Raw genomic sequence first — 24,232 nt, forward strand, 5'->3', positions numbered from 1 at the left:
CCGCCGTCGTCCCGGCGAAGGCCGGGACACATAACCCCAGGCGGAAGTTGGTTGAAAGACTCGTGGTCATCAGCCTTCGCGATCGTGGTTGGCAACTAAGATCAAATGCCCACCCCCAACGCCTTCCACTCGCGCAGCGCCGTGGCATCGCGCGGGGTGACGTCGGGATACTCCGCATCCTCGCCGACAGTCGGCAGGATCTTCCAGGAGCGGGCGCATTTGGTGCCCTGCGCCTTCTCGACCACGACGGCAACGCCGGGAACGGCATCGAGACGGAACGCAGCCGCCGGCGCCTCTCCCTCGCGCACCTCGTAATTCGAGGTGATGCAGACCTCGGCGAGATCGACGTCGAACAGCGTCATCATCGTGTTCCGGTCGGCGATATAGATCACCGGTGATGCCTCGAGCGACGAGCCGATGTTCTTGGCCGCGCGCTCGAGTTCGAGCGCACCGGTGACGACGCGGCGCACGTTGCGGATGATCTCCCATTTCGCGGCGAGCTTGTCGTCGCGCAAGTTTTCGAGACCTTCGGGGAACAGCGTCAGATGCACCGAGGGCTCGGCATCCGGCCGGTACATCCGCCACGCCTCCTCGGCGGTGAAGCTCAGCACCGGCGCCAGCCATTTCAGGATCGCGTTGCAGAGCATATCGATCGTGGTCAGCGCCGCCTTGCGCGTCAGCGAGGACGGCGGATCGCAATAGAGCGTATCCTTGCGGATATCGAAATAGAACGCCGAGAGTTCGCTGTTCAGGAACGCGGACAGGATTGCGACCACGCTCTTGAAGTCGAACGTCTCATAGGCCCTGCGGATCAATTCGGCGCGGAGCGCGAGCTCGTGCAGCATCAGCCGCTCGAGCTCGGGCATCTCGGCGGGCGCGACCGCGTCGGCCGGCTTGTAGTGATGTAGCGTGCCGAGCATCCAGCGCACGGTGTTGCGCAGCTTGCGGTAGGTCTCGACCGTGTTCTTCAGGATCTCGGGCCCGATGCGCTGGTCGTCGGTGTAGTCGCAGGACGCGACCCAGAGCCGGAGGATGTCGGCGCCGGATTCCTTGATAACGGCCTGCGGCTCGATGGTGTTGCCGAGCGACTTCGACATCTTGCGGCCGTCCTCGGCTTGGGTGAAGCCGTGGGTCAGCACGATGTCATAGGGCGCGCGTCCGCGCGTGCCGCAACTTTCCAGCAGCGAGGAATGGAACCAGCCGCGATGCTGGTCCGAGCCCTCCAGATACATCACTGTGTCCGTGCCGCCGTCGACCTTGCGCTTGATGCCGGCGAGGCCGGGGAAATGCACGGGGTCTTCCAGCACGAAGGCGTGGGTCGAGCCTGAATCGAACCAGACGTCGAGGATGTCGTCGACCTTCTTCCAGTCCTCATTGGCGCGGCTTCCGAGGAAGCGCTCGCGGGCGCCGTCCATGTACCAGGCGTCGGCGCCTTCCTTCTCGAAGGCGTCGCCAATGCGCGTGTTGACCGCCTCGTCCTGAAGGATCTCGGCCGAGCCGTCCCCCTTCTCGCGTACGAACACGGCAATCGGCACGCCCCAGGCACGCTGGCGCGAGATCACCCAGTCGGGGCGCGCCTCGATCATGCCGTTGATGCGGTTCTCGCCCGACGGCGGCACCCATTGCGTCACCGAGATCGCCTGCAGCGCGCGGGCGCGCAGCGTATCGCCGCCCTTCGCCTTGCCGCCTGCCGCAATGTCCGTAGCCCCGGGCCTGCCCGGCGCGTCCACAATAGGTTTGTCCATCGCGATGAACCATTGCGGCGTGTTGCGGAAGATCACCGGCTTCTTGGAGCGCCAGGAATGCGGATATTGGTGCTTCAGCCGGCCGCGCGCGAGCAGCTTGCCGGCGTCGACCAGCGCCTTGATCACGGCGTCGTTGGCGTCGCCCTTCTCGCCCTTGTCGTTGATGACGCGCTTGCCGGCAAAGCCCGGTGCGTGGTCGGTGTAGGCGCCATTCTCGTCGACGGTGTAGGGGATCGCGGTCGGGATGCCGCGCGCATCCAGCTCGCGCGTATTCGCCGTCCAGACGTCAAAATCCTCGCGGCCGTGGCTCGGCGCGGTGTGCACGAAGCCGGTGCCGGTGTCGTCGGTGACGTGATCGCCGGGCAGGAGCGGCACGGTGAAGCCGTAGCCGCCGCCAAGGCCCTTCAGCGGATGCGCGCATTCGATCGCGTCCATGGTGTCGCCGGGGATGTCGCGGACCTTCTCGTAAGAAGTCACGCGCGCCTGCTTGAACACCTCTCCAGTCAGCGCGTCCGCAAGGATCAGGAGATCGCCGGTCTTGGCCCAATTGTCGCTAGGGGCGTCCGTGACTTTATAGAGGCCGTAGGCGATCTTGGGCGAGAACGAGATGGCGCGGTTGCCGGGCAGCGTCCAGGGCGTGGTGGTCCAGATCACGACGCTCGCGGAGGCAAGCGCGCCATGCGCGGGCGAGGTGACCGGGAATTTCACCCAGACCATGTCCGAGGTGTAGTCCTCATATTCGACCTCGGCCTCGGCAAGCGCGGTCTTCTCGACCACGCTCCACATCACCGGCTTGGAGCCGCGATAGAGCGTGCCGTTGGCGGCGAACTTCATCAGTTCACGCGCGATCTGGGCTTCCGCCGGATAGCTCATGGTGGCGTAGGGATGGGCCCAGTCACCGATCACGCCGAGACGCTTGAACTCCTCGCGCTGCACGTTGAGCCAGTGCGTCGCATAGGCGCGGCACTCCCGGCGGAAGTCGACCATCGCCGCAGAGTCGCGGAAATCGGGCTTCTGCTTGCCCTTCTTGCGGTAGTGCTCCTCCTCGACCTTCCACTCGATCGGCAGGCCGTGGCAGTCCCAGCCGGGCACATAGTTTGAATCGAAGCCGAGCATCTGCTGGCTCTTGGTGACGAGATCCTTGAGGATCTTGTTCAGCGCCGTGCCGATGTGGATGTTGCCGTTGGCGTAGGGCGGGCCGTCATGCAGCACGAATTTGTCGCGGCCCTTGGCGCTCTCGCGCAGCTTCTCGTAGAGGCCGATCTCGTACCAGCGCTTGAGGATCTCCGGCTCGCGCTGCGGCAGGCCGGCGCGCATCGGGAATTCCGTCTGCGGCAGGAACAGGGTTTTGGAATAGTCTTTGGCTTCGGACTTTTGCGGCTTTTCGGACATGAATGATCTGGCTCGGAAGGGCGCGGAAGGAATGCGATCACGATCGCGGGGCGAAACGCGGAAATCCCGGTCTTGCGCCGAGCCAAAGCTCAGACGGAAGCCGGGCCGCTAATCCTTATGATGCGCCGCGCAAACATGGGCTCTCCTTAGCAGCCGGGCGGCCAAATCGCAAAGGGCCGGGGGGGGGGCGTTTTGGGGCCTCAGTCGACGCTTCCCAGCTTCGGGAAGGCGTTAGGGGCGGCTGCCAGCAGGACCCTCGCGCGGGCGGAATCCTCGTCCATCTGGCGGATCAGCGGCTCGATGCCGTCGAACTTCAGTTCCTCGCGAATGAAGCCGATGAACGCGCAATCGAGTTCTTGCCCGTAGAGGTCGCCCTTGAAGTCGAACAGGAAGATTTCGAGCAGCGGCGCGCCATTATCGAATGTCGGGCGCCGGCCGAAGCTTGCAACCCCCTCCAGCCGCTCCGCCCCGCGGCCGACCCGGACCGCGTAGATGCCGTGCTTGAGGGCGCAATTGGCGTCGAGGCGGATATTGGCGGTGGGATAGCCGAGGTCGCGGCCGCGCTTCTCGCCGTGGATGACCTCGCCGGTCACGAACCAGGGCGCGCCCAGCATGGTCGTGGCCTCAATGAGCTGGCCTTCGGCGAGCGCGGTGCGGATCGCGCTGGAGGAGACCGGCCGCTCGTCGATATCGACATGCGGCTGGACGTCGACCTCGATACCCAGCCGGGGCGCCTCATTGACGAGCAGGCTCGGCGAGCCGACCCGGCCTTTGCCGAAATGAAAGTCGTAGCCGACCGCGATCCCGCTGACCCCGAGCCGGCCGATCAGGTCATGGTGAATGAAATCTTGTGCTGATGTCCCGGCGCGGGTCTTGTCGAAGGTCATGACCACGGCTCCGGCAAGCCCGGTGCCGGCCAGAAGCCGCAACTTGGCCCGCTCATCCGTGAGGCGGAATTGCGGGGTATTGGGGCTGAAAAACCGCCGCGGATGCGGCTCGAAAGTGAGCGCAAAAGCAGGCCGGTTATGCGTCCGGCCCATCTCCAGTGCAGCCGCAATCACCGCCCGATGGCCGAGATGAACACCGTCGAAATTGCCCATGGCGACCACGGCACCCCTCGGGATCGCGTGAGCCGGCGTGGAATCGCGGATAACGATAAAATGCGGAGCCATCAGGGGAATTCTCTGGGGGGCGGGTCGGCCCGAAACCGTGACGTGACGCGCCAGGCGAAGTCAAGCGGGGGATGTGGCCGCATTGTCCGGCATTTCCGGGCTTTCCGGCCAGAGCCAATTAACGCGCTGTTTAACGCCTTGGTGCTAGTCCTTTGACATGGAACTGCGGGGCGTCGGGCCCGGCAGTTCGATCGTTAATATTTCCTGTTGCGTTTGGGGGAGTCGAGATGGCGGTTGATTTGTCGATGTCGGTTCTGGTGGTTGATGACTACAGCACCATGATCCGTATCATTCGGAATCTGCTGAAGCAGCTTGGCTTCGATAATATCGACGACGCCAGCGACGGCTCGGCGGCGCTGAACAAGATGCGCGGCAAGAAGTACGGGCTCGTGATTTCCGACTGGAACATGGAGCCGATGACGGGCTACGACCTCCTGCGCGAAGTGCGGGCCGATCCCAACCTCGCGACCACGCCCTTCATCATGATCACGGCGGAATCCAAGACCGAGAACGTGATCGCGGCCAAGAAGGCCGGCGTGAACAACTATATCGTCAAGCCGTTCAACGCGGCGACGCTGAAGACCAAGATCGAGGCGGTCTTCCCGGACATGGCGAGCGCGTAAGCGCTCCATCTCCCATCACGGAGAGATTTGGATGCCCGGGCTCGTCCCGGGCATTTATTTTTTGTCGTCATTCCGGGGGCCCGAAGGGCGAACCCGGAATCTCGAGATTCCGGGTTCGGTGCTGGCGCACTGCCCCGGAATGACGGTCATGCATTTACCACTTCAATTCGCGCATCAGCGCCTTCGGCGGGTGGCCGAACAGCTCCAGCACCGAGACCGGATCGAGTTGGTCGAGGCCCTCGAACTCCTCGGAATGGATACCGCGGGTGACGAACAGGCAGTCGATGCCGAACTCGCGCGCGCCGGTTAAGTCGGTGCGCACGGAATCGCCGATCGCCAGCACCTTCCTGCGATCGATCTGGTGGCCCTGACGCTCGCCGGCGAGGGCCATCGCGCGCTCGTAGATCGGCCGGTGCGGCTTGCCGTAGAAGATCACCTCGCCGCCGAGCTCGCGGTAGAGCTCGGCGATGGCGCCGGCGCAATAGATCAGCCGGTCGCCGCGCTCGACCACGATATCGGGGTTGGCGCAGACCAGCGTGAGCTTGCGCTCGCGCGCCTTTAGCATCATGCCGCGATAATCTTCCGCCGACTCGGTCTCGTCGTCATAGAGGCCGGTGCAGACGATGTAGTCGGCCTCCTCCAGCGGCGCGAGCACCGCGTCGAGCCCGCGATGGATCGAGCCGTCGCGCTCGGGGCCGAGCCAGAACATCTTGCGGCCGGGATGATCGGCGACATAGAGCCGCGTCAGATCGCCCGAGGAGACGATGGCGTCATAGGTCTCGTCGGCAACGCCAAGCTTGCGCAATTGCCGCTGGACCGAATCCGCCGGTCGCGGCGCGTTGGTGATCAGGACGACCGTACCGCCCTGCTGCCGGAAATTGTGCAGCGCCTCGCAGGCTTCGGGGAAGGACTCGAGGCCGTTATGGACCACGCCCCAGATGTCGCTGAGCACGACGTCCACGCCCGCGACCAGCTCACGCAGGCTCTCGACGAAATGCAGCGTGGTCATGGCACGGACGGCCGGTCAGATGCGGCGCGCGAGCGCTGCATTGCCGGTGATGCGCTGTGGCGGCGGCGCGGAAGCCGTTTCGCCTGAGCTGGACGGGACGGAGCCATTGGATACCTGTTGCTGCGCCTGGTCCGGCGCGGCTCCGGCGGTAGCAGATGCACCTTCCGGCCGCAATGGCCGGGGTGGGGCGAACAGGAACCCCTGGCCGAACCGCACATCGTAGTCGAGCAAGTCGACCACCGCGCGCTCGCCCTCGATCCGCTCGGCGATGAGGTCGATGCCGAAGCGGCCGAGCAGGTCGGACAGGTCGGACGGATGGATGTCAGAGGTCGAGGCCTGTTTGGGATCGAGCAGCAGCGCAGCCGGCACCTTGATGAAGCGCACGCCGCGGTCGGCGAGCTCGCGCGGTTCGATGCGCAGGTCCGTGACGTGGTCGATCGAGAAGCGGAAGCCGCGCTGGGCGAGCGCCGCCAGATTCTCGGTCTCGGCGGGGCCGAGATTGCGGAACGTCGACTGCTTGAATTCGAGCACCAGCGAGGGCGCGAGCGCCCGGTTGGCCTCGAGGAAGTCGAGGCATTGCGCAAAGGTGGTGGAATTGCCGAGCGTGGAGGCCGCAACGTTGCAGAACACGCCGACGTCCTTGTTGCGCACCATCAACCGGCGCAGCACTTGCACACAACGCAGCATCACAATGTTGTCGATGCGCCCGATGAGCCCCGAGGCCTCTGCGATGCTGATGAACTCCTCGGCGGCGATGAGCTGGTCGCGCCCGTCGCGCACCCGGGTCACCGCCTCGTAGAAGCGGACCTTGCGCTGCGGCAGCGTCACCATCGGCTGGAGAAAGATGTCGATGCGGTTCTCGTCGATCGCGCTGCGCAGCGTCGCGAGCAGTTGCGCCTGGTTGCGGGCACCGGCGGTGGCGACGGGAGCGCTCGGGGGTGCCGGCGGAACCGGCGGCGGCGCGGCCGGCCGGGGCTCCGGTGCTGCCAAAAGTTCATGCGCCGTCTCGGCTTCCGGCTGCGCAGCGGGCGCTGGCGCGTCCGTCGCCAGCAGGTCCTCATGCGTCGCCAGGGTGGCGGCGAGCTCCTTGACCAGGCCGCCGAGCTCGTTGATCTCGCCGACCACCGACTGGATGCGGTCCGCGTTGGTGGAATTGGCCGACGCGACGCGTCCCTCGACCGCTGCGAGCCGGCGGCCGAATTCGGCGACCTGGCGGGCGAGATCGGCGGTGCCGCGCGACAGATCGGCGATCTGGTTGCCGACGTCGCTGCGGTCGCGCAGGCGCATCGAGACCGCGTTGTACAGGATCAGGAAGGTCAGCGCCGTCAATGCCACGATCGCGGATTCGGTTCCGCTGATGCCGGCCACCGAATGAAGGACGAGGCCGAGCGAGGCTGCGACCAGCACCATGCAGATGGCGATGAAGATCGTCGAGATGCGAATCATGCCGCGCGCTACGCCCTCTAGTGCTGACTGCCCCACCCGGGAAAACACGGGCACGTCTCTGGCACGCTCTTGTTAAACGCCCCCGAGCGAGGGTGACCTTAACATCATTGTTGATTCGCGGGGATAGGGCGTCGTCGCGCGCTAGGTGAGACCGGCGCGGCGAAAGCCTTCCAGGTAGCGGTCGCGGTCGGTCGCGAGCTTGATCGGCATGAACTCGGCGATCCAGGCGAGCGAGACGTTCGGCTGGGCCCGGCGCAGCTCCTGCAAAGCGGAGCGGGCAAGGTCCGCACGGCCGGCCATGCCGGCCGCCGAGGTCAGCACCCTGTGCGCGCCGACGAAATCGCTGCGCTGTCGCAAGGCCTCGTGCGCGAGCCGGATCGCCTCCTCATAATCGCCGCCGAGGAAGCGGGCATAGGCCTTGATGCCGAAATAGACCGGCGCATAGGGGTCGCGCGGGCTGAGACGGATGGCACGGCGCGCCGCCTCGTCAGCATCCTGCCAGCGGCCGCAATAGCTGAGCGCCAGCCCATAATAGCCCTGCGCCAGCGCGTAGCTCGGATTGAGCCGTAGCGCAGTCTCGAATTCGGCGAGCGAATCCTCGAAATGGCGCGCGAACAGATGGACGTGGCCGAGCGCATTATGGGCCCAGGGATCCTCGTCGTCGGCCCGGATCGCGGCGAGCGCGGCGCGCTCGGCGATCGGCATTGCGGCGGCCATGTCCATCCAGCCCATATGAGCGGTGAACATGTAGCTGGTTCCAAGCAGGCCCAGCGCCTTGCCGTAATTCGGGTCGAGCGCGATGGCCTTCTCCAGCAAGGCCTGCGCGACCACATGGTCCTGTCGCGTCACGCGCCAGTAATGGGCGAGCGCCCGCATCACCAGGTCCCACGCATCCATGCTGTCGGGCGGCTTGCGCTGGGCGCGAAAATTTTCTGCCGCATAGAGCTGCGGCTCGATCGCGGCGACGATGGCTTCGGTGATCTCGTCCTGTACCGCGAACACGTCGGCGAGCTCGCGATCGTAACGTTCCGCCCAGAGATGGCTGCCGGTCGCGACGTCGTTGAGCTGCGCGGTGATGCGTACGCGGTCGCCGCCCTTGCGCACGCTTCCTTCGACGACGTAGCGGACGCCGAGTTCGTCTGCGACCTCCCGCAGATGAACCGTCCGCCCCTTGTAGATGAATGAGGAGTTGCGCGCGATCACGAAGAACCAACGCAGCTTCGACAGCGCCGTGATGATGTCTTCGCTGATGCCGTCGGAAAAATACTCCTGCTCCGCATCGCCGCTCATGTTGGTGAAGGGCAGCACGGCGATTGCCGGCCGGTCGGGCAGCGGCTGGGCGGACGGTTGCTTCCGCGCGTCCGGCGTTGCCGACGGGTCAGCTTTGCTCGTTTCGACGACGTCGCCGACGAAGCGCACGCCCTTGCGCGCCACGGTGCGGATCAGCCGTTGTTCCTCGCCGGTGTCGTTGATCGCGCGCCGTGCTGCGTTGATGCGGCTTGCGAGCGTGGAGTCCGAGACGACGCGCCCGTTCCACACCGCATCGAGCAGATTGTCGCGCGTCACCACGCGGTCGCGGTTGCGGATCAAATGGATCAACAGATCGAATACCTGCGGCTCGAGCGCGACGAGGTGATCTGCGCGCCGCAATTCGCGGCGCTCGGGATCCAGCGAAAAATCCTCGAACTGGAACGCCACGCCCGGCTCCCGCTCAGAAATCAAGGCGCTCTCAACGTAAAATAACGGCGCTCTCAAAGCCAGTCACGGGCCTGCGCTCTATCGTCCCGGCATCTTCAACCGGAGGAAATTTTCATGTCGACTTCCGCAGCACTCAGCAAGCCCGCCGACGCCCAGCCGGACCTCGCCGCGCTCAAGCAGCGCCAGCACGGCGCCTGGTCGTCCGGCGACTATGCCGTGGTCGGCACGACCTTGCAGATCGTCGGCGAGCAGATTTGCGAGGCGCTCGACCTGCGTGCCGGCAGCAAGGTGCTCGACGTCGCCGCCGGCAACGGCAATGCCACGCTCGCTGCGGCGCGGCGCTGGTGCGATGTGACCTCGACCGACTACGTGCCGGCGTTGCTCGAACGCGGCCGCGAGCGCGCAGCGGCCGAGCACCTCACCATCTCGTTCCGTGAGGCGGACGCCGAGGCGCTGCCGTTCCCGGACGCCTCCTTCGACGTGGTGATTTCGACCTTTGGCGTGATGTTCACGCCCAATCAGGACAAGGCGGCCTCCGAGCTTGCGCGAGTGTGCAGGGCCGGCGGCAAGGTCGGGCTCGCCAACTGGACGCCGCAGGGCTTTATCGGGCAGCTCTTCAAGACACTCGGCAAGCACCTGCCGCCGCCGGCCGGGGTGAAATCGCCGGCTCTGTGGGGCACAAAGGCCCGGCTCGAGGAGATGTTCGGCGGCCAGGCATCGGAGATTGTCGCCGAGCCCCGAATGTTCGTGTTCCGTTACCGCTCGCCCGAGCACTGGCTCGACGTTTTCAAGTCGTTCTACGGTCCGATGCTGAAAGCCTTTGCCGCGCTCGACGATAATGGCCAAGCGGAACTGCGCCGCGATCTCTTGAGCCTCGTCGGCGAGTTCAACCATGCCGATGACGGCACGGTGGTCGTGCACAGCGAGTATCTGGAGGCGGTGATCACGAAGCGCTAAGCGCGGAAAAGATTGGATCAGGCCGGAGCATATCCGGCCTGATCACGCGATCGGACTAAAGCGCGATGAGATCAGGATGAATCGTCATCGCGCTTTAGGTTGTTGTTTGCGCATGATCTTTCCGGAAAACCGCTTCGCACTTTTCCGGATCATGCTTTAGGATGGCGCGGCTGCGCCGACCGTATCGGCCGAGACGGCTTCCCTGCTGCCGAGCGGCCTGGGCTTGCCCGTGGTGGTGTCCCGCAAGGTCTGCCGCTCGATCTCCGAGTTCAGCTCGGCCCCGAACATGACGACGATGGCGGACATCCACATCCACATCATCAAACCGATCGCTGCTCCCAGCGAGCCGTAGGTGGCGCTGTAATTGCCGAATTCCGAGAGATACCAGGAGAGCAGCGCCGAGCCGGCGATCCACAGGACGGAGGCAGTCACCGCGCCGATGCTGAGCCATTCCCAGCGCGCGGCGTCGCGGCTGGGCGCGAAGCGGTAGAGGATGGCGAGCGCGACCAGCAGGATGACGAACAGCAGCGGCCATCGCGCCAGCGCGACGATCAGCTTGCTCTCCGGGGCGAGCCCGAGATGGTTCAGCGCGAGCGGGAAGGCGACGACTGTGCCGACCATCAGCAGGAGCGCGGCGATGCCGCCGACGGTGAAAGCCAGCGACACCAGATTGAGCCGGATGAAGCTGCGCTTCTCGCGCTCCTCATAGGCGACGTTGAGCGCGTCGATGATGGATTTGACGCCGGCATTGGCGCTCCAGATCGCCAGCACGAGACCGAACAGGAAGGTGGCGCCAAGCGCCGTGTTGCCCTTCGACACCACCCGCCCGATCTGGTCCTCGATGATCTGGAACGTACCCTCGGGCAGCATCATCGCGAGCGTCTGGAGGTTGGCGCTGATCGTCGAGGGGTTGGCGAACAGGCCGTAAGACGAGACGAGCGCGGTGACGGCGGGAAAAATCGCAAGCAGTCCGAAGAAGACCACGCCGCCCGCGGTTGCGAGCAGTCGATCCTCGTCGATGCGCTGGTAGGTGCGCCAGAGAATGTCCTTCCAGCCGGCGAAGGGAATCCTGAAAGGGCTTCCGGACCGGCGGCCATGGCCGCCCTGCAAGGCGGCACGAGAGGGACTGGTTTCGGGCGAGTTGCCTTCCGCGTTGCGGCGGTCCTCGACGTTGGCTGATCGCGGCGAGATGTAGCCCTGAAAGTAGCGTTCCGCCGTCAGCACCAACACCGTCGTGGCGGCGACGAGCAGCCAATCGTCGAGCTGCTCGCGCCGCGGTGTCATCATGCGTCCAATCGACGGTTGTGGCGCCTCCGGCGCGCCGCGGTTAAACCCAACAGCCCGATGGCTGCGAGCATCAGGCCAAGCTGCACCGAGCGGTTGCCCCGGGCCGGCGAACCGCCGTTGCGATGCCCCTTTTCGCCCGGCGCGAGCGGCACCAGCGGGATCGTGGTCGCGACCTCCTTCACGGCCTCCTTGACCGTTCCACGCGGAATCCGGGGCGTGGCGATCGCAACCCGCAGCCGGCTGGCGAGCGGCACGACCGCTTTGGGCCGGCGTTTCACCTGGGCCATTGCGACGGCGGCACAGATCGCCGCCAGCACCAGAAGCACGGCGCCGGCGGCGCCGAAGGCCCAGAACATTCCATAGGTGAGCTCGACCCAGCGGAACAGCGCCATCAGTCCGACGAAAAAGGCGGCGATGACGAACAGGCCCGCGACGGCGAACAGCCCGGCGGCGACCGCATACGACGTCGCCTTGCCGGTGGCCTGGCTGGTGCGGTCGCGCACATACGACCGGGCGGCGCGCCTGAGGTGGTGGAGCTTGAGCGCCATTCCGACGCGCAGCAATTCGCCCGATGGCGCAAGCATGCGAACAATCCTCCAGTGGCCGAGGCTTACGGCATTATCGTGATGAACGTGGAGGCGTTTGACTTGTTCCGGAGGATGCGAATTCAGCCGAGATCCGCGGCCGCGATCCAGAACACCTCGCCCTCGGAATCCTCGGTGTCGAGCCAGAGCAGCGGCAGTTCGGGGAACGCCTCATCGATCCGCTCGCGGCCGCGGCCGATCTCGCACAGCAGTCCGCCCTCGGGCGTGAGGTAGCGAGGTGCGTCTTGCAGGATGCGGCGCACGACATCGAGCCCGTCGGCGCCGCCATCGAAGGCGAGCTTCGGTTCTGCGCGGCATTCCGGCGGCAGTGACGCCATCCCTTCGGCATCGACATAAGGCGGGTTGGAGATGATCAGGTCGTAGCGCGCGTTGCCGAGCACCGCGAACAGGTCGCCGCGATGGAGCGTGACGCGGTCTTCGAGACCGTAGTCGGCGACATTACGCGCGGCAACCTCGATCGCGCCTTTGGAGATGTCGACAGCATCCACCTCGGCATTCGGGAAATGCAGTGCGGCGAGGATCGCAAGGCAGCCGGAGCCCGTGCAGAGATCGAGCACGCGCTCGACGGCAATCGGATCGTCGATCAGCGAGCCGGCCTCGCCGTCACCGCCGAAATGCGAATCCAGGAGCTCGCCGATGAAGGAACGCGGCACAATCACGCGCTCGTCGACGTAGAAGGGCAGGCCGCGCATGTAGATCTTGTTGACGAGATAGGCGGCCGGCTTGCGTGTGGTGACGCGCGCGTTGATCAGCGCAAGGAGGGTCTTGCCTTCCGCCGCGGTGACGCGGGCATTGGCAAAGGGTTCGAACTGCTCGGGATTGAGATGCAGCGCCTCGCAGACAAGGAAGGCAGCTTCCGCCACCGGATCGGTGGTGCCATGCGCGAAGGCAAGCCTGGTTTCGACGAACCGGCTCACCGCATAGCGGACGAAATCGAGCAGCGTCACGAGCTCGCCGGCTGCGACCTTCGCAAGCTTTGGTGCGGCGCGGCCGCGCGTGGTCTTCTTGGACGCTTTTGCCATCAGGATCTGGTCCAGCGTGCGGCGGCCTGGTCGTCGCGGGTATTAGCCTCGACCCAGCCGGTGCCGGCTGCGCTCTCTTCCTTCTTCCAGAACGGCGCGCTGGTTTTCAGGTAGTCCATCAGGAATTCGGCGGCCTGGAACGCCGCCTGGCGATGCTGCGAGGCAGTCACCACCAGCACGATGTTTTCGCCGGGCGTGATCCGGCCGACGCGATGGATCACAGTGACGCCGTCGAGCGGCCAGCGCGAGATGGCCTCGTCGACGTGGCGTTTGATCTCCTCTTCGGCCATGCCCGGATAGTGTTCGAGCTTCAGCGCCGAAATCTTCGCGCTGTCCTCGTCGCCGCGGCAGATCCCGGAGAAGCTTACGACCGCGCCGATGTCGGTGCGACCGTTCGTCAGCGCAGCGATCTCGCGCGCGACGTCGAAATCGTCTTGCTGGATGCGGATGGTGACAGGGCCGGTCATGCGCGCGACGCTAGCCGCCGGTCATCGGCGGGAAGAACGCGATCTCGCGGGCGCCGGCGATCGCCGCATTCGGCTTGACGTGGGCGTGGTCGATCGCGGCACGGATCACCTTCGGCTTCTCGAACGCATAGGCGTAGGCCTCGCTCCGGCCGGACAGCCAGGCGATCAGCTCCTCGATCGTCCGCACGCTCGCCGGCGGCTCGATCGTCTCCTCCGCCTTGCCGATGCGCTCGCGCACCCAGGCGAAATATTTCACCTTCATCCCTCATCCTCCTTGATGAGGTGATGGATGCCGGCGCGGAAATAGTCATAGCCGGTGTACATGGTGAGCAGCGCCGACGCCCACAGCAAGAGCAGGCCGATCTGGGTCACCACCGGCACCACCTGGTCGCCGGCCTCGCCCGCGAGCAGGAAGCCGATCGCAACGAGCTGGACCGTCGTCTTCCACTTCGCAAGCTTGGTCACGGGCACGCTGACGCGCAGCGCCGCCAGATATTCGCGCAGGCCCGACACCAGGATCTCGCGGCACAGGATCACGATGGCAGCCCACAGCGACCAGCCGTGGATGATGCCGTCGGCCGCCAGCATCAGAAGGCACGAGGCGACCAGGAGCTTGTCGGCGATCGGGTCGAGCATCCGGCCGAAGGCTGACTGCTGGTTCCAGATCCGCGCATAATAGCCGTCGAGGTAATCCGTCACCCCCGCCGCGATGAAGATGGCAACCGCCACCCAGCGCAGCCACAGCGGCCCGTCCAGGATCGACTGGGCGTAGATGCATCCGACCACGACCGGGATCGCGGCGATCCGGCCATAGGTCAGGATGTTCGGGAGGGACATCGCGCGGCTGTTCGTCCCTCGTGTCGTGGCGATGTTCATCCGTTCTACCAATACCGCTGCAGCCTGAAGGTCAACCGTCCCACTCCCCAAATAGGGTGCGGGATGCGACGCCCATATGACCACGGCCCCCTTTAGTTCATCCCGGCTGGGGATGGAAATATTCGAAAATCTTGCGGGCGCTTTCCGCGCTCACCCCCGGAACCTTGCCGAGATCGGCGATCGACGCCCGCTCGATCTCCTTCAAGGTTCCGAAATGATGCAGCAAGGCACGTTTGCGTGACGGGCCGATGCCCGGGATCTCCTGCAAACCGGCCTCGCGGATGTCCTTCTTGCGCAGCTTGCGGTGCGAGCCGATGACGAACCGGTGGGCCTCGTCCCGCAACCTCTGAATGAAATAAAGCACGGGATCGCGCGGTTCGAGCTTGATCGCCTCGCGGTCCGGCATGAACAGGGTCTCGCGCCCGGCGTCGCGGTCCGGCCCCTTGGCGACCGACATCAGCGACACCTGGGTCAGCCCGAGGCTCTCGAAAATCTCCCTGATAGCGTTGAGCTGGCCGCGGCCGCCGTCGATGATCACGAGGTCGGGCCATTGTGGGAAGTCGTCGTCCCTGGCCTTCGCAGTCTCCTCGGGCGGACTGAGCAGCCGCTTGAAGCGGCGCTGCAAGACTTCCCGCATCATCGCATAGTCGTCCCCGGGCGTGAGCCCTTCCGACTTGATGTTGAATTTGCGGTACTGGTTCTTCACGAAGCCGTCGGGCCCCGCGACGATCATGGCGCCGACCGCATTGGTGCCCTGGATATGGCTGTTGTCGTAGACCTCGATGCGCTTCGGCGGATGGGGCAGGGTAAGGGTCGCGGCCATCGCTTCCAGCAGGCGGCCCTGCGTCGCGGTGTCCGCGAGCTTCCGTCCCAGCGCTTCCCGCGCGTTGGTCAGGGCATGGGTGACGAGCTCCTTCTTCTCGCCGCGCTTCGGCGTGGAAACCTCGACCTTGTGGCCGGCCTTGATTGACAGCGCGTTGGCAAGCAGCTCGCTTTCCTCGATCTCATGCGAGAGCAGGATGATCTTCGGCGGTGGCTTGTCGTCGTAGAACTGGGCGAGGAACGAGCCCAGCACCTCTTCCGGCGTGAACGTCTTCTCTGCCCGCGGAAAATAGGCGCGGTTGCCCCAGTTCTGCCCGGTGCGGAAGAAGAACACCTCGACGCAGGAGAAACCGCCCTCCTGGTGGATCGCAAACACGTCGGCTTCTTCCACGGTGCGCGGATTGATGCCCTGTTGCGACTGGATCGCCGACAGTGCGGCGAGACGGTCGCGATAGAGCGCGGCGCGCTCGAATTCGAGCTCGCCCGAGGCCTTCTCCATCTCGCCCGCAAGCTCCTGCTTCACGGCGTGGCTCTTGCCGGAGAGGAAGTCGGTCGCTTCCCGCACCAGCGTCGCATAGCCCGGGAAGTCGATCTCGCGGGTGCAGGGGCCGGCACAGCGGCGGATCTGGTGCAACAGGCAGGGCCGCGTGCGGCTCTCGAAAAACGAATCGGTGCAGGAGCGGATCAAGAAGGCGCGCTGCAAGGCAGTGATAGTGCGGTTGACGGCGCCGGCGGAAGCGAACGGGCCGAAATAGCGCCCGGGCCGGGTCTGCGCGCCGCGATGCTTGAGGATCTGCGGCGCCCAATGGTCGCCGGTGATCAGGATGTAGGGAAACGACTTGTCGTCGCGCAGCTGCACGTTAAAGCGCGGCCGGAGCTGCTTGATGAGGTTGGCCTCGAGCAGCAGCGCCTCGGTCTCGGTCGTGGTCGAGACGATCTCGACCGAGACCGTCGCCGCGATCATGCGCAGGATGCGCGCCGGCTGCTGCGCGCCCACGCGCGCGTAGTTGGAGAGGCGCTTTTTGACGTTCTTGGCCTTGCCGACATAGAGCACGTCGTTGTTCGCATTGAGCATGCGGTAGACGCCCGCCGAAGTGGGGGCGAGCCGTACCGCGCGCTCGATCGCGTCATGTCCGGTCGCAAGCGGACCTTCGCCGACCGCGCCAGTCTCTTCCAGGATATCCGGGAGCCGCGCCTCATCCTCGTCATCGCTGCCATTCGTCACGGGATCGACGTCGGGCGGCGTCAGCTCCTGCGGCGGGGCGTCCGGCGCTGCGCCGCGCCGCACCTTTCGCGCGCGTGCAGTGTCCGGGGTGTCGGAGGAATCGTGATCCATAGTGCGAATTTAGGCGCTGGGCGTGCCGATTTGAAGTTTCACCGGGCTGGCTGAGCGGACCGCGCGCGGTGTTCCCGGTAACGCTTCCTTAAGACTGTTAAGCGGGCGGTAACCGCGCTTAACAACCCTTTAACTTAAAACTCTCGATAAATCCTACGCGAAAAGTTCTTGGTTCCGTAACCATGCGGCTTTGCCTTGCGCGACTGCGCATGCAGACCGCGATGGCCTTGCGGCAGTTGCGTTGGAGTGTGTGATGAAGGGGCTCGTTATGGGCGCTGCGGCTCTGGTTGCCGCCGGCTGGAGCGCTTCGGCAGAGGCCGCCGATCTCAATTACGGACGGCAAGCAGCCTATACCGTCAACCAGCCGCTCAATGCCTATAGCTGGGCCGGTCCCTATCTCGGCGCCAATCTCGGCTATGAATGGGGCTCGGTGAGCAACAATCCCGCCAATCCGGCCGGCTTCGTCGGCGGCATCCAGGCCGGCTACAACTTCCAGAACGGCCCGTGGGTGTTCGGCGTGGAAGGCGATATCCAGGCGGCCGGCGCCGACGATACGTTCGCGCCGTGGAAGTTTTCCAATCCCTGGTTCGGAACGTTGCGCGGTCGCGCCGGCTACGCCTTCAACAACATCCTGTTCTACGGCACCGCCGGTCTTGCATTCGGCGAGTTGCGTGCGGAGACTTTTGGCTGGACGGAGTCGCACACCACGGTGGGCTGGACTGCAGGTGTCGGCGCCGAGTTCGGCATCGCGCAGAACTGGAGCGCCAAGATCGAATATCTCTTCCTCGATCTGTCTTCGAGCCAGTTCGCGATCACCGGCGTGTCGAACGGCTATAGCGCCAGCGTGGTGCGTGCAGGCGTGAACTATCACTTCTGATAGCTAAAGAAGAAAATACCGGACCTAAACCTCCCGGCCTCGCGGCCGGGACTTTTTTGCGTCAGGCTTCGCCTAAGAGAGGATCACCAGGTTGACCGCCTTGGGTCCCTTGCCCTTCTTGTCCGGCTCGACTTCGAAAGTGATACGCTGTCCTTCGGTGAGGTCCTTCAGTCCCGCCCGCTCCACCGCCGTGATGTGAACGAAGACGTCGCGACCGCCATCGTCCGGCTTGATGAAGCCGTAACCGCGCTCGCCGTTGAAAAATTTAACCGTGCCCGTCATGGCCATCGGGACTCCTCCCCCGCATTGCTCCTCCGCCGTGATGCAGACTCGCACCTCGGCATGACCGGACATACGAGCCCGGGAGCTGGCCACCCTTGGACGGACGTGTCAGTCCGCCTGGATCCTTCTGAGGCCTTCACTCCGCCGCAACCATTCGCGGAAGCGGAACGCAAAGCCAGTCACGGGACACAGCATAATACGGTTCTTTGCAGATTGACTACCGTTCATGCATAGTTTTCCCAATAGGTGTACTACTTTAGGGCTTCGGTACCTCCAGGCGGAAACGGGCCGCGCCGCCCTGGCCGAGCGGCTTTTCGAGCTCCGGCAGGATGGTCTTGAGCTCGCCCTGCAGCGTAAAGGGTGGGTTGACGATCAAAAGCCCCGTCGTGACGAGTGGTGCGTCGGTACTTTGCGGTGCGACGCTGAATTCGAGCCGTAGGCATTTCCCCTGAGGCTTGGCTGCGGCTGCAGCCCGCGCCACAGCTTGCGCGAGCGCGTCGGTGGCGCGCCTGGATTTGACGGGATACCAGATCACATAGATGCCGGTCGGCCACTTGGCGTACGCTTCGGAGAAGGCCTCACCGAGACGCTCGAACTCGTCCTTGGCCTCGAAGGGCGGGTCGATCAGCACCAGACCGCGCCGCTCCTTCGGCGGCACGAAAGCCGGCAGCGCAACCCAGCCGTCAAGATCGACCACGCGCGCCTGCGTGTCGCGACGCAGCACATCGATCAGCGCCTTGCGCGCCTTCGGCTCGAGCTCGCAGGCGACGAGGCGGTCCTGCGGCCGCAACAGGCCACGCGCGATCAGCGGCGATCCGGGATAGGCCTTCAATTCGCCGCGCGGATTGAAGGCGCGGACGATGTCGAGATAGGGCTTTGTGAGTGCGGCGACCTCGTTGGACAGACGTGCCTGCATGACGCGGGCGATGCCGGTCAGCCACTCGCCGCCGCGCCGCGCCTCGTCGCCTTCGAGATCGTAGAGGCCGGCGCCGGCATGAGTGTCGATGACGCGGAATGCGGCTGGCTTGTCCTGGAGATAGGTCAGGATGCGCGCCAGCACGATGTGCTTGATGACATCGGCGAAGTTGCCGGCGTGAAAGGCGTGGCGGTAGTTCATGTCGGACAGTTACGACATCGCGCGATGAAAGTAACGGTTGTCATTCCGGGACGATGCGACGGGACCGCAAGCGCGGCCCGGAGCATCGAACTATGGTGCGCAATTGCGCACCTGAGAATCCCGAGATTCCGGGTCTGGTGCTGACGCTCCATCCCGGAATGACGGAGAGAGTGTGCGGCTGAGGCTAACCGCCGCGGATCGGCGGCATCGTCACCTGGTCGCGGCGGCAGGCGCGGCGGTCGAGCTCCTCGCAGGAGCGGAATTGCAGGTCCTTGTTCAGGCAGATGCGCACCTCCGACAGCCGCGTCCGGTTGCACGTCACTGAAACGGCCGAGCTGCTCAGCCCCGGATTGGCCTTGATGAAGGCCTCCTCGACATCGGCGGGCGCCACGGTCTTGGCCTGCGACAGATCGAGATATTCGGCCGGAATCTTGATGACGGCGCGCGCTTTCCGGATGGTCTCGAAATAATTGCGGTCCGACAGGCCCGAGCAGGTGCCGTGCTTGTCCCATTCGTTGAAGATCAGCCCCGGCGCCGGCATCAGGTCGAGCATGGAAGAGACGATGTTGCGGTTCAGCCGCGGCGCCGGCCGCTGGCAGTACTCCGGAAAGCCGTTCTCATATTGCGGCCACAGCCCGTGCACCACGAAGGCGTAGGGCCGTCCGCCGCACTGGATCTGGGAGCGGCCGCCGCGCTCGGCTGCCTCCTCGCAGAACGACGGCGACCAGGACAGCGACAGCACATAGAAATCGAATTCGCCGGGCGCATTCTGCCGCCTGTCCTGCGCCATTGCACTGCCGGCCAGCGCGACAAGGCCGGCGGTGAGCGCGAGGGAGATCAGAAAACGGGACAGGGAATGCAATCTGGAATGAAACATGACGACGCCCTTCAACTAGACTGTGCAAGAGAGCCTAGCAGGCGACGAGAACATTTCAAGAACAAAATGGACGACGCCCGCCTTGGCGCGACGATTCGCCCGAATCAGGGTTTTGCCGCCCGGCAGGCGGGATTGTACGCCCAGTTGCGGTCGAGACCGACCACGCACCATTCGACGCCCTGGCCGAAGCCGGCAAAGCCGCCGTCCTCGAGGATCGAGAAATGCACCCTGCGCACCTTGCCGTCGCTGAGCATGGCCTCGCCCGTGCAGTAGCGGCGCGGAATGTTGTCGGACTGCCAGGGCCGGAAGGCGGTCTCGTGGACCCCCGCGAAGCCCGTGATCTTCAACGACGAATTCCAGAACGAGCTTTCTTTCTCCCAGAACTGGGTGGCGATCGTCGGCAGTGCCTTGTCGCAATCCGCGACGCGGCCGTCATAGCGGGGGCCATCGAGCCAGAAGTTCAGCTCCAGCGGATTGGCGGCCTTGGCCTCGGTCAGCGACAGCGCCCCCAGGACGAGGCCGAATACCGCGGCAAAGCGGAGCGATTTCAGGGAGGTGACGAGGTCGCGCATGGGCAATCCAGGAGGCATGGTTGCAAGCAACGGACCGTGCCGCGAAGGTGGGGAGAGGTCAAGTGCAGCCGGGCAACACTCGCTGACGAGTTGCACGCAACGTCGCGCTTGGCAGGCCTTCCGTTCTTTTCAGCACGTCCGCGGCGCCGTAGACTGGCGCCAGCCAAAGGGAGTGACGGGAATGCGAATCATTGCGGCCGCGAGCCTTCTTGCCAGCCTGGTTGTCTCGGGACTGCTGGCGGGTGCGCCGGCGCGCGCCGACATCCTTCCGGTGCCGCCCGTCAAGGGCAACGACACCGGCGGCATCATCGCCTATTCAATGGCGACGCAGGTCGATGCGCGGCAGATCGCAGTCGACCACTGCGCCCGTTACGGCAAGGTGGTGAAATTCCTCGCCGTGCAGCCCTATGACGGCGGCTACATCTCGTTCTCCTGCCGCTGGGTGCCGTATGGCGCGGCCGAGCAGCCGCTGCGCACGCTGTACTGATCCCCTTCAGACCGCAAGCTGTGACCGGGAGTTGGGCGCATGACGCGACGGCCTGTTGTTTTCTGCGCTAGCCTGCTTGTGCTCGCGATGTCGGCGACGACGGCTGCGCATGCGGTGGATCTGCCGGTGCGCAAGGCCGGCCTCTGGGAGATGAAGATGCTTCGCTCCGGCGGGCCGATGCCGGAGATGACCATGCAGCACTGCACCGACGAGAACGTCGACAAGGAGATGAACAACAACGTCTCCCCGATGGCGAAGCAGATCTGCACCAAGCAGGACATCCAGAAGACCGCGACCGGTTACGTCAGCGATTCCGTCTGCAACGTTGCCGGCACCATCACGACCTCGCATGCCGAGATCACCGGCGACTTCAACACCGCCTATACGGTGAAGAGCACCGCGCACATCCAGGGCGGCGTTGCCGGAGCTGCGGGGCACGACGCAACCACGACGATCGAGGCCAAGTGGCTCGGCCCGTGCAAGGCGGACCAGAAGCCCGGCGACATCGTGATGCCCGGCGGCTTCAAGATGAACGTCAAGGACGCGGCGAAGCTGAAGGATCTGCTGCCGAAGTAGGGTGGTAGCCGCACGGGTAGTGCACTCTCTCGCCCCGCAAGCGGCGCGAGGTACGAAATGCTACACCGGTATCCGCACCGATGCCCGCAGGCCGCCCATCGGGCTGTCGCCGAGCGTGATGTCGCCGCCATGCGAGCGCGCGATGTCGCGGGCGATCGCAAGGCCGAGGCCGGTGCCGCCTTCGTCCTGGTTGCGGGCGTCGTCCAGGCGTAGAAACGGCTTGAACACTTCCTCGCGCAGATGCGTGGGGATGCCGGGCCCGTCGTCGTCGATGGTGACCGTCAGGTAGCGGTGATCGCGCTGGCCGGTGATGGCGATCGTCTTGCCGTAGCGTGCCGCGTTGGTGACGAGGTTGGCGAGACAGCGTTTGAACGAGGCCGGCTTCACCGTCACCACGGGCAGTCCGTTGAACGCGACAGTCGCGGTGTGGCCGTGGCGCTCGGCGTCACTGCGTAATTCCTCGAGCGCCTGCGCCATGTCGGTCGGCTGCGACTGCTCGCCGGAATCGCCGCGCGCGAAGGCGAGGTAGTCCTCGAGCATCATCGACATCTCGTCGACGTCCTTGCGCATGCCCTCGAGCTCGGGATTGTCGCCGATCAGCGCCAGCTCGAGCTTGAAGCGGGTCAGGATGGTGCGCAGATCGTGGCTGACGCCGGCCAGCATCGCGGTGCGCTGCTCGATCGAGCGCTCGACGCGCGACTTCATCTCCAGGAACGCCATTGCGGCGCGGCGAACTTCGCGCGCACCGCGCGGGCGGAAGTTCGGCGCATCGCGGCCCTTGCCAAAGCTTTCCGCGGCGTCCGCTAGCTTGAGGATCGGCTTGATCTGGTTGCGCAGGAACAGCACTGCGACGATCAGCAGGATCGAGGAGGTGCCGACCATCCAGAACAGGAAGATCTCCGAGTTCGAGGCATAGGCGGCGCTGCGCTGCGCGAACACGCGCATGATGGCGTCGTCGAGCTGGATGCGGATCTCGACCACGTTGGAGCGGCCGACCGTGTCGATCCAGAACGGGCGCCCGATCTGGCGGCCGAGCTGCACCGAGAGCGTCTGGTCGAGCAGCGAGAAGAACGGCTTCGGCCCTGGCTGCGGCATGTCGCCGGCGGGCAGGAAGTCGACCACCAGGCCAAGGCGCTGCTGCGCGATGCGCCTGATCTGGTCGCGGTCCTTGTCTTGCGGATAACCCTTGTAGACGTCGATCAGCGCGGCGATGTCCTGCACCACCGCAGCCGAAAGACGCCGCGTCACCGTGTTCCAGTGCCGCTCCATGAACACGAAGGCGACGACCGATTGCAGCACCACCATCGGCACGATCATGATCAACAGCGCGCGGGCATAGAGGCCGGTCGGCATCCAGCCTTTGAACGCATTGCCCATCCAGCCATTGACGGCGGAGACGCGGTCGGCGGCGCTCCTCAGCAGCGTCAGGCCGGTGTCGATCGTACTCATCGCGCCCGCTTCATCCGGTCTATGGCGAGGCCACCAGCCGGTAGCCGATGCCGCGTACCGCCTGGAGGAACAGGGGATTGGCGGGGTCGTTCTCGATCTTGCGCCGCAGGCGGTTGATCTGCACGTCGACGGCGCGCTCGTTGACGCTGCCGTTGCCGGTCAGCGCGGCGCGCGGCACGGTCTCGCCCTGGCTGTCTGCGAGGATGCGCAGCATCTCGCGCTCGCGGTCGGTCAGGTGGATGACCTCCTCGCCCTGGCGCAATTCGCCGCGATCGAGATGGAAGACGTAAGGACCGAACGCGATCTTCTCGATCGTGGTGACCTGAGGCGGGGCGGTACGCTTGAGAATGTTGTTGATACGCAGCGCAAGCTCGCGAGGCTCGAACGGCTTTGCCACGTAGTCGTCGGCGCCGATCTGCAGACCCTCGATACGGGCTTCCGCCTCGTGGCGCGCCGTCAGCATCACGATCGGCACCGAGGAGGATGTCCGGATGAAGCGGGCGAGGTCGAAGCCGGTCTCGCCGGGCATCATGACGTCGAGGATCAACAGATCGAAATGCAGACCCATGAGCTTGGCGCGGGCATCGCCCGCGCTGGCGGCGGTCGAAACGCGATAGCCCTCGGCGGCGAGAAAGCGCGACAGGAGATCGCGGATGCGGCGGTCGTCGTCGACGAGGAGGATATGTGGGGCGTCGTCGGCGGGCTCCACCGGCGGACGGGCGAGCGTGGCAGCGAGTGGCACGGTCACTCCTTTGTGGCTTGGTTGACGTTGGCGAAGATCGTCTCCAGCACCTTGTCGGGATCCTGGCGGTCGATCATGGCGCGCAGGAAGCGTTTCACGGTCTCGGCGTCCTGCGGGCCGATCTCGGCGAGCGCCCGGTTGATTCGCGTGGTCTGGAGCCCGGCGAGCTTCTGCACCAGCGCCTCGCCCTTCGGTGTCGCATAGAGCAGGCGCTGGCGGCGGTCGTTATCGCCGGTCTTCTGCACGATATAGCCCTCATCGAGCAACTGCTTGAGCACGCGCCCGAGCGACTGCTTGGTGATGCGCAGGACGTCCAGGAGGTCGGCGACCTTGAGGCCGGGATAGCGGTAGACGAAATGCATGACGCGGTGATGGGCCCGGCCGAAGCCGAACGCCTCAAGTTCCTGGTCGGGATCGCCGACGAAATCACGATAGGCGAAGAACAGGAGCTCGATGATATCCCAGCGCAAATTGCCCACATCGCTGGCTGCCGGCTTGGTCTCGGCGGCGTCGGGGGAGGGGTTTGCGAAATTTATGTCAGGCATATTGACGTATCTTGGGTTCAATGTTACAAAACGATCGACCCGGACGAAATTTTAGATCGCTTCGTTCGGGAATGATGTTGTCCAAAGCGGCCGGGGAAGTGCCGGACAGGCAGCGCCGGCCGGACCAGATCTACCGTGCGATTGTCGAGCGGCATATCGGCAAAACATACTGGACTTCCGCCCTCCGCAAAAGCATGTCCTGTCGCGACATGCTGGCCACGGGAAACCGGCCGTAACAAGGCTGGTCACGG

General features: G+C 65.0%; 24 protein-coding genes. 5 read left to right on the plus strand and 19 right to left on the minus strand.

Annotated elements, in window-relative coordinates; translation table 11 throughout:
* Positions 1 to 101: 101 nt before the first annotated feature.
* On the minus strand, positions 102 to 3,137 hold the full coding sequence (gene ileS, locus NLN62_RS27030; protein ID WP_254110893.1) for an isoleucine--tRNA ligase: 3,036 nt from the start codon (positions 3,135 to 3,137) through the stop codon (positions 102 to 104).
* A 200-nt stretch (positions 3,138 to 3,337) separates the two neighbouring features.
* Positions 3,338 to 4,309: a bifunctional riboflavin kinase/FAD synthetase gene (locus tag NLN62_RS27035; RefSeq protein WP_254110895.1), complete on the minus strand. Its 972-nt coding sequence runs from the start codon at positions 4,307 to 4,309 to the stop codon at positions 3,338 to 3,340.
* A gap of 227 nt (positions 4,310 to 4,536) precedes the next feature.
* Here NLN62_RS27035 and NLN62_RS27040 point away from each other — a divergent pair, with 227 nt between their 5' ends.
* Entirely contained in the window at positions 4,537 to 4,932 is a 396-nt protein-coding gene (locus NLN62_RS27040; RefSeq protein ID WP_027523055.1) for a response regulator, read from the plus strand.
* Positions 4,933 to 5,086: 154 nt separating this feature from the next.
* Here NLN62_RS27040 and NLN62_RS27045 read toward each other — a convergent pair whose 3' ends face one another.
* From NLN62_RS27045 to NLN62_RS27055, 3 genes are all read right to left on the minus strand, one after another.
* Positions 5,087 to 5,941 (minus strand): TIGR01459 family HAD-type hydrolase, encoded by an 855-nt coding sequence (locus NLN62_RS27045; RefSeq protein WP_254110897.1) that lies wholly within the window; start codon positions 5,939 to 5,941, stop codon positions 5,087 to 5,089.
* Positions 5,942 to 5,956: 15 nt separating this feature from the next.
* Positions 5,957 to 7,387, minus strand: a complete 1,431-nt coding sequence (locus NLN62_RS27050) for an EAL domain-containing protein (RefSeq protein WP_027523057.1) — start codon at positions 7,385 to 7,387, stop codon at positions 5,957 to 5,959.
* A 141-nt stretch (positions 7,388 to 7,528) separates the two neighbouring features.
* On the minus strand, positions 7,529 to 9,085 hold the full coding sequence (locus NLN62_RS27055) for a winged helix-turn-helix domain-containing protein (protein WP_027523058.1): 1,557 nt from the start codon (positions 9,083 to 9,085) through the stop codon (positions 7,529 to 7,531).
* A gap of 114 nt (positions 9,086 to 9,199) precedes the next feature.
* Here NLN62_RS27055 and NLN62_RS27060 point away from each other — a divergent pair, with 114 nt between their 5' ends.
* Entirely contained in the window at positions 9,200 to 10,042 is an 843-nt protein-coding gene (locus NLN62_RS27060) for a class I SAM-dependent methyltransferase (protein ID WP_027523059.1), read from the plus strand.
* Between the two features lie 156 nt (positions 10,043 to 10,198).
* Here the strand turns inward: NLN62_RS27060 and NLN62_RS27065 are convergent, their stop codons facing one another.
* The 7 genes from NLN62_RS27065 to uvrC all read right to left on the minus strand — a co-directional run bounded on the left by NLN62_RS27065 (position 10,199) and on the right by uvrC (position 16,457).
* A complete protein-coding gene (locus NLN62_RS27065) occupies positions 10,199 to 11,329 on the minus strand; it encodes a YihY/virulence factor BrkB family protein (protein ID WP_254110899.1) in 1,131 nt (376 codons plus the stop codon).
* On the minus strand, positions 11,326 to 11,913 hold the full coding sequence (locus NLN62_RS27070) for a phage holin family protein (RefSeq protein WP_027523061.1): 588 nt from the start codon (positions 11,911 to 11,913) through the stop codon (positions 11,326 to 11,328). Before NLN62_RS27070 ends, NLN62_RS27065 begins: the two co-directional genes overlap by 4 nt.
* 83 nt (positions 11,914 to 11,996) lie before the next feature.
* Complete coding sequence (gene prmB / locus NLN62_RS27075) at positions 11,997 to 12,956, minus strand: 50S ribosomal protein L3 N(5)-glutamine methyltransferase (protein ID WP_027523062.1); 960 nt, start codon at positions 12,954 to 12,956, stop codon at positions 11,997 to 11,999.
* Positions 12,956 to 13,423 carry a molybdenum cofactor biosynthesis protein MoaE gene (locus NLN62_RS27080; protein ID WP_027523063.1) on the minus strand — a complete coding sequence of 156 codons (468 nt, stop codon included), beginning with the start codon at positions 13,421 to 13,423 and terminating at the stop codon, positions 12,956 to 12,958. The genes prmB and NLN62_RS27080 overlap by 1 nt, the downstream gene beginning before the upstream one ends.
* 10 nt (positions 13,424 to 13,433) lie before the next feature.
* A complete protein-coding gene (gene moaD / locus NLN62_RS27085; protein WP_027523064.1) occupies positions 13,434 to 13,685 on the minus strand; it encodes a molybdopterin converting factor subunit 1 in 252 nt (83 codons plus the stop codon).
* Positions 13,682 to 14,299, minus strand: coding sequence for a CDP-diacylglycerol--glycerol-3-phosphate 3-phosphatidyltransferase (pgsA, locus tag NLN62_RS27090; RefSeq protein WP_027523065.1), 618 nt, complete (start codon positions 14,297 to 14,299; stop codon positions 13,682 to 13,684). The genes moaD and pgsA overlap by 4 nt, the downstream gene beginning before the upstream one ends.
* Before the next feature lie 97 nt (positions 14,300 to 14,396).
* The gene (gene uvrC, locus NLN62_RS27095) at positions 14,397 to 16,457 is read right to left on the minus strand and encodes an excinuclease ABC subunit UvrC (protein ID WP_027523066.1); all 2,061 of its coding nucleotides are present in this window, start codon (positions 16,455 to 16,457) and stop codon (positions 14,397 to 14,399) included.
* 253 nt (positions 16,458 to 16,710) lie between these two features.
* On the opposite strand from uvrC, the gene NLN62_RS27100 reads away from it, so the two are divergent.
* A complete protein-coding gene (locus NLN62_RS27100) occupies positions 16,711 to 17,334 on the plus strand; it encodes an outer membrane protein (RefSeq protein ID WP_027523067.1) in 624 nt (207 codons plus the stop codon).
* 72 nt (positions 17,335 to 17,406) lie between these two features.
* On the opposite strand, the gene NLN62_RS27105 is transcribed toward NLN62_RS27100, so the two are convergent.
* The 4 genes from NLN62_RS27105 to NLN62_RS27120 form a co-directional block, all read right to left on the minus strand.
* The gene (locus NLN62_RS27105) at positions 17,407 to 17,622 is read right to left on the minus strand and encodes a cold-shock protein (RefSeq protein WP_027523068.1); all 216 of its coding nucleotides are present in this window, start codon (positions 17,620 to 17,622) and stop codon (positions 17,407 to 17,409) included.
* A 250-nt stretch (positions 17,623 to 17,872) separates the two neighbouring features.
* The gene (locus tag NLN62_RS27110) at positions 17,873 to 18,733 is read right to left on the minus strand and encodes a 23S rRNA (adenine(2030)-N(6))-methyltransferase RlmJ (protein ID WP_027523069.1); all 861 of its coding nucleotides are present in this window, start codon (positions 18,731 to 18,733) and stop codon (positions 17,873 to 17,875) included.
* A gap of 184 nt (positions 18,734 to 18,917) precedes the next feature.
* On the minus strand, positions 18,918 to 19,610 hold the full coding sequence (locus NLN62_RS27115) for a ribonuclease T2 (RefSeq protein WP_027523070.1): 693 nt from the start codon (positions 19,608 to 19,610) through the stop codon (positions 18,918 to 18,920).
* Positions 19,611 to 19,714: 104 nt separating this feature from the next.
* Complete coding sequence (locus NLN62_RS27120) at positions 19,715 to 20,182, minus strand: hypothetical protein (protein WP_027523071.1); 468 nt, start codon at positions 20,180 to 20,182, stop codon at positions 19,715 to 19,717.
* Between the two features lie 181 nt (positions 20,183 to 20,363).
* Between NLN62_RS27120 and NLN62_RS27125 the strand changes: the two genes are divergently transcribed.
* Positions 20,364 to 20,669: a hypothetical protein gene (locus NLN62_RS27125; RefSeq protein ID WP_027523072.1), complete on the plus strand. Its 306-nt coding sequence runs from the start codon at positions 20,364 to 20,366 to the stop codon at positions 20,667 to 20,669.
* Between the two features lie 39 nt (positions 20,670 to 20,708).
* Positions 20,709 to 21,245, plus strand: a complete 537-nt coding sequence (locus NLN62_RS27130; RefSeq protein ID WP_254110901.1) for a DUF3617 family protein — start codon at positions 20,709 to 20,711, stop codon at positions 21,243 to 21,245.
* 60 nt (positions 21,246 to 21,305) lie between these two features.
* Here the strand turns inward: NLN62_RS27130 and NLN62_RS27135 are convergent, their stop codons facing one another.
* The 3 genes from NLN62_RS27135 to NLN62_RS27145 are packed head-to-tail and all read right to left on the minus strand — an operon-like array spanning position 21,306 to position 23,981.
* The gene (locus tag NLN62_RS27135; RefSeq protein ID WP_027523074.1) at positions 21,306 to 22,694 is read right to left on the minus strand and encodes an ATP-binding protein; all 1,389 of its coding nucleotides are present in this window, start codon (positions 22,692 to 22,694) and stop codon (positions 21,306 to 21,308) included.
* 19 nt (positions 22,695 to 22,713) lie between these two features.
* Positions 22,714 to 23,442 carry a response regulator gene (locus NLN62_RS27140; protein WP_254110903.1) on the minus strand — a complete coding sequence of 243 codons (729 nt, stop codon included), beginning with the start codon at positions 23,440 to 23,442 and terminating at the stop codon, positions 22,714 to 22,716.
* A complete protein-coding gene (locus NLN62_RS27145) occupies positions 23,439 to 23,981 on the minus strand; it encodes a MarR family winged helix-turn-helix transcriptional regulator (protein ID WP_027523076.1) in 543 nt (180 codons plus the stop codon). The genes NLN62_RS27140 and NLN62_RS27145 overlap by 4 nt, the downstream gene beginning before the upstream one ends.
* Between the last annotated feature and the right edge of the window lie 251 nt (positions 23,982 to 24,232).

It is taken from the genome of Bradyrhizobium sp. CCGUVB23 (assembly GCF_024199885.1).
In the GTDB taxonomy this organism is placed as follows: Bacteria; Pseudomonadota; Alphaproteobacteria; order Rhizobiales; family Xanthobacteraceae; genus Bradyrhizobium.